General features: G+C 47.4%; 4 protein-coding genes, 4 tRNA genes and 1 rRNA gene. 1 reads left to right on the forward strand and 8 read right to left on the reverse strand.

Annotated elements, in window-relative coordinates:
- The 5 genes from ACJHYO_RS23840 to ACJHYO_RS23860 form a co-directional block, all read right to left on the reverse strand.
- The coding region (locus ACJHYO_RS23840) for a GTP-binding protein (protein ID WP_044810207.1) at positions 1-246 on the reverse strand (246 nt) is incomplete at its 3' end.
- A gap of 114 nt (positions 247-360) precedes the next feature.
- Positions 361-436 (reverse strand) — tRNA-Thr (locus ACJHYO_RS23845).
- Between the two features lie 6 nt (positions 437-442).
- Positions 443-517, reverse strand: a tRNA-Gly gene (locus ACJHYO_RS23850).
- 116 nt (positions 518-633) lie between these two features.
- A tRNA-Tyr gene (locus ACJHYO_RS23855) sits at positions 634-718 on the reverse strand.
- A gap of 8 nt (positions 719-726) precedes the next feature.
- A tRNA-Thr gene (locus ACJHYO_RS23860) sits at positions 727-802 on the reverse strand.
- Positions 803-1,163: 361 nt separating this feature from the next.
- Here ACJHYO_RS23860 and coaA point away from each other — a divergent pair.
- On the forward strand, positions 1,164-2,114 hold the full coding sequence (gene coaA / locus ACJHYO_RS23865) for a type I pantothenate kinase (RefSeq protein ID WP_000023081.1): 951 nt from the start codon (positions 1,164-1,166) through the stop codon (positions 2,112-2,114).
- Positions 2,115-2,142: 28 nt separating this feature from the next.
- Here the strand turns inward: coaA and birA are convergent, their stop codons facing one another.
- The 3 genes from birA to rrf all read right to left on the reverse strand — a co-directional run.
- Entirely contained in the window at positions 2,143-3,108 is a 966-nt protein-coding gene (gene birA, locus ACJHYO_RS23870; protein WP_000654598.1) for a bifunctional biotin--[acetyl-CoA-carboxylase] ligase/biotin operon repressor BirA, read from the reverse strand.
- Entirely contained in the window at positions 3,105-4,133 is a 1,029-nt protein-coding gene (murB, locus tag ACJHYO_RS23875) for a UDP-N-acetylmuramate dehydrogenase (RefSeq protein WP_001016654.1), read from the reverse strand. Before murB ends, birA begins: the two co-directional genes overlap by 4 nt.
- 136 nt (positions 4,134-4,269) lie before the next feature.
- Positions 4,270-4,358, reverse strand: a 5S ribosomal RNA gene (rrf, locus tag ACJHYO_RS23880); the annotation flags it as partial.

Genomic DNA, 4,358 nt, shown 5'->3' on the forward strand with positions numbered 1-4,358 from the left:
GCAGTCTACGTGCGCGTAGTGACGGGTCGGGGTGTCGTATTCAACGTGAGAAGTGTTGATGGTGATACCACGAGCTTTTTCTTCCGGCGCGTTATCGATCTGGTCGAATGCGCGAGCAGCACCGCCGTAGGTTTTAGCCAGTACGGTAGTGATTGCAGCGGTCAGCGTTGTTTTACCATGGTCAACGTGGCCGATAGTACCGACGTTAACGTGCGGTTTTGTACGTTCAAACTTTTCTTTAGACATCGATTGTCCCTCTAAGACACGGATAAATCGGTGATATCACCACATCAACCAGGCAACATGCCCGACTTGTTGAATGCAATAAACAGAAGGAAAAAACAGGGAGGAGAAAAGAAGTGGTGCTGATAGGCAGATTCGAACTGCCGACCTCACCCTTACCAAGGGTGCGCTCTACCAACTGAGCTATATCAGCACATCTTGGAGCGGGCAGCGGGAATCGAACCCGCATCATCAGCTTGGAAGGCTGAGGTAATAGCCATTATACGATGCCCGCATCCTGGAACTCGGCTACCTGATTTTCATTCTGCACTGAATATCGAGAGAAGCTCTCTTTATTCGAGCCGGTAAGCGAACTTATCGTCTCGGGCTACGCCATCGCGTGGCCGAAATTGGTGGTGGGGGAAGGATTCGAACCTTCGAAGTCTGTGACGGCAGATTTACAGTCTGCTCCCTTTGGCCGCTCGGGAACCCCACCGGACTTGATGGTGCCGACTACCGGAATCGAACTGGTGACCTACTGATTACAAGTCAGTTGCTCTACCTACTGAGCTAAGTCGGCATCAAGTAGCGCGCATTCTATGGAGACATGCGAGTTCATGCAACTAAAAAATTGCATAATTTGTTTTATTGGTCACATTTTATGCGACACGATGAAGAAACAGCCGAACGGAGGGCAGATTAGCACACTTTTTCAACATCATTGTGCTCAACAATGTGCTCCTGCTAAACCATAATTCTTTTTATCAGATGGAATATCTGTCACATTGCTTTTCAACGATAGCTTCCTGGGAGAGATTTTTTCTTATTATTCCTCCCCATCTGGTGTTACCCTCCTGCCCATTAACCCATTCAACAGAACTGTGACGCGCCATGGCAAATATCGCTTTGCCGATAGAGCTATGACCGCCAGAAACATGCTTATGAGTATAAAAGAGCAAACGTTAATGACGCCTTACCTACAGTTTGACCGCAACCAGTGGGCAGCTCTGCGTGATTCCGTACCTATGACGTTATCGGAAGATGAGATCGCCCGTCTCAAAGGTATTAATGAAGATCTCTCGTTAGAAGAAGTTGCCGAGATCTATTTACCTCTGTCACGTTTGCTGAACTTCTATATAAGCTCGAATCTGCGCCGTCAGGCAGTTCTGGAACAGTTTCTTGGTACCAACGGGCAACGCATTCCTTACATTATCAGTATTGCTGGTAGTGTCGCGGTGGGGAAAAGTACAACCGCCCGTGTATTGCAGGCGCTATTAAGCCGTTGGCCGGAACATCGTCGTGTTGAACTGATCACTACAGATGGCTTCCTTCACCCTAATCAGGTTCTGAAAGAACGTGGTCTGATGAAGAAGAAAGGCTTCCCGGAATCGTATGATATGCATCGCCTGGTGAAGTTTGTTTCCGATCTCAAATCCGGCGTGCCAAACGTTACAGCCCCTGTTTACTCGCATCTTATTTATGATGTGATCCCGGATGGAGATAAAACTGTTGTTCAGCCTGATATTTTAATTCTTGAAGGGTTAAATGTCTTACAGAGCGGGATGGATTATCCACACGATCCACATCATGTATTTGTTTCTGATTTTGTCGATTTTTCGATATATGTTGATGCACCGGAAGACTTACTTCAGACGTGGTATATCAACCGTTTTCTGAAATTCCGCGAAGGGGCTTTTACAGACCCGGATTCCTATTTTCATAACTACGCGAAATTAACTAAAGAAGAAGCTATTAAGACTGCCATGACATTGTGGAAAGAGATCAACTGGCTGAACTTAAAGCAAAATATTCTACCTACTCGCGAGCGTGCCAGTTTAATCCTGACGAAAAGTGCTAATCATGCAGTAGAAGAGGTCAGACTACGCAAATAATTTAAAGGGGAGTTAATGCTCCCCTTTCTTATTTTTCTGCACTACGCAGGGATATTTCACCGCCCATCCAGGGTTTTATTATTCCATCCTGCTCAAGTAATAAAGCACCCTGTTTGTCTATTCCGCGTGAAATGCCAAATATTTCTTTATCACCAATGATAAGTTTCACTGGGCGATTAATAAAATTATCCAACTTTTCCCAGCGCGAAAGATAAGGTGTCAATCCTTCTTGCTCGAAGAGTTCCAGCGCCGCGCGTAATTCACGTATCAGCATGGCCGCAAGAGTATTACGATCGAGATTGATCCCGGCTTCCTGCAGCGTGATCCACCCTTGATTAACGACACTCTCTTCAACACGACGCATTGCCATGTTGATCCCTGCACCAATGACTATTTGCGCCGCATCGCCGGTTTTGCCAGTCAGCTCCACAAGAATGCCTGCCAGCTTGCGATCCTGCAGATAGAGGTCATTAGGCCATTTAACACGAACTTTATCTGCACCCAGCTTGCGTAATACTTCCGCCATCACGATACCGATAACCAGACTTAAACCAATCGCCGCCGCCGGGCCCTGTTCCAGACGCCAGAACATCGACAAATATAAGTTCGCGCCAAAAGGCGAAAACCATTTCCGACCACGACGACCACGGCCAGCATGCTGGTATTCTGCAACACAGGCATCGCCAGATTTAAGCTCTCCGATGCGGTCCAGGAGATACTGATTCGTGGAGTCAATAACTGGCAGCACGGCTACACTGCCGTCATCCAGCTGACTCAATATCTTTTCGGCATTAAGTAACTGGATTGGCTCGGGCAAGCTGTATCCTTTACCCGGAACAGTAAATACATCAACGCCCCAGTCACGCAGTGTCTGAATGTGTTTATTAATAGCCGCCCGGCTCATTCCCAGCGTTTCACCCAACTGCTCGCCAGAGTGAAATTCGCCATTCGCTAACAGGGCGATCAATTTCAGTGGCACGGTGTTATCCTTCATGAAATTGTCTCCACTGCGCTCACTTCACCTGATGCACCAATAAAGCGGACTTCAGGCTCAAGCCAGACATTAAATTTTTCACCCACTTTTTGTCTTACATGATGCGCCAGCTGTACAACATCTTCGCTTTTTGCATCGTGCTCATTTATGAGAACCAGCGCCTGTTGACGGTGTACCGCAGCCCCACCAATTTGCGTCCCTTTAAGCTGGCACTGATCAATAAGCCAACCTGCAGCCAGTTTTACTGAACCATCCACCTGGGGGTAATGTGGGGCTGTTGGAAATTGTGCCAACAACGCGTTAGCAGTTTCGGCAGAAACAACAGGATTTTTGAAGAAACTACCCGCATTACCGTTCACTTTTGGATCAGGGAGTTTGGTGGTGCGCATATGACACACCGCATCAAATACTTGCTGTGGCGTTACCGTTGAAGGATCCAGGCGAGTTAAGTCACCATACGTCAGTACAGGTTGCCACTCTTTTGGCAGACGCAGACCTACGGCTACAATGGCGAAGCGATCCTGGTATTCATGTTTAAAAATACTGTCTCGATAGCCAAAACGGCACTCTTTGGCAGTTAAGCGTACTTGCTTGCCTGTCGCCAGTTCAACACAATCAACATAAGCGCAAACTCGCTGTAATTCTACGCCATAAGCACCAATATTCTGGATAGGTGATGAGCCGATACAACCAGGAATTAATGCCAGATTTTCCAGACCAGGCATACCTTCCTGCAAAGTGTATTTTACCAGGCGATGCCAGTTTTCTCCGGCTCCTACATGTAAATACCACGCATCAGGTTCATCATGAATTTCGATACCTTTGATCCGGTTGATGATCACCGTGCCGCGATAGTCCTCCAGAAAAAGTACATTACTTCCTTCACCCAGAATAAGAACGGGTTGTCCTTCTGCGGTTGCATGCTGCCAGGCATTGAGTAATTGTTGTTCGTCTTCGGCACATACAATGTGCTGAGCATTATGATCAATGCCAAATGTGTTCCAGGGTTTTAAGGAGTGGTTCATAGCTGCTTTCCTGATGCAAAAACGAGGCTAGTTTACCGTATCTGTGGGGGGATGGCTTGTAGATATGACGACAGGAAGAGTTTATAGAAACGCAAAAAGGCCCAGTCTTCCGACTGGGCTCTTCGCTTAATTTGATGCCTGGCAGTTCCCTACTCTCGCATGGGGAGACCCCACACTACCATCGGCGCTACGGCGTTTCACTTCTGAGTTCGGCATGGGGTCAGG

The sequence above is a fragment of the Escherichia sp. WS1118 genome, from assembly GCF_046487695.1.
Taxonomy (GTDB): Bacteria; Pseudomonadota; Gammaproteobacteria; order Enterobacterales; family Enterobacteriaceae; genus Escherichia; species Escherichia coli.

Excerpts from the sequence above, each read along its gene's own strand:
- birA (WP_000654598.1), bottom strand. The coding sequence starts at position 3,108 with ATGAAGGATAACACCGTGCCACTGAAATTGATCGCCCTGTTAGCGAAT.
- murB (WP_001016654.1), bottom strand. The coding sequence starts at position 4,133 with ATGAACCACTCCTTAAAACCCTGGAACACATTTGGCATTGATCATAAT.
- coaA (WP_000023081.1), top strand. The coding sequence starts at position 1,164 with ATGAGTATAAAAGAGCAAACGTTAATGACGCCTTACCTACAGTTTGAC.